General features: G+C 66.9%; 1 pseudogene. It reads left to right on the top strand.

Annotated features, from left to right (window positions below):
* A pseudogene (locus QSK32_RS45320) lies at positions 1-405 on the top strand (ISAs1 family transposase); the annotation flags it as partial.

Below are 405 nucleotides of genomic sequence, written 5' to 3'. Positions count from 1 at the left end.
CGTCAAAGCCGTCACCGTCGCCACACCCGGCGGCATCGGCTTCCCCCACGCCGAACAGGCCATCCGGATCACGCGGACCCGCATCGTCGCCGGCCAGACCAGCCGCGAGACCACCCACCTGACCGTGCCCCCGCCCGCCGGCCACACCACGGCCCGCAACCTGCAAACCTGGATCCGCCGACACCGGCACATCGAGAACCGCCTCCACCACGTCCGCGACATGACTTTCCGTGAAGATCTACATCAAGCCCGGACCAACAACGGACCCGCCGTCATCACAACCCTGCGTAACACCGCGATCGGCTGGCACCGCGCGAACGGAGCGACCAATATCGCCCGACCTACCCGCCAGGCCAACCGCCAATCACACAACCTGATCATCGCCGTGACCAGCAGTTACCCGAC

Source organism: Actinoplanes sp. NBRC 101535 (assembly GCF_030269225.1).
Classification (GTDB): domain Bacteria; phylum Actinomycetota; class Actinomycetes; order Mycobacteriales; family Micromonosporaceae; genus Actinoplanes; species Actinoplanes rectilineatus.
This window is presented reverse-complemented; position numbering and strand designations above follow the sequence as displayed.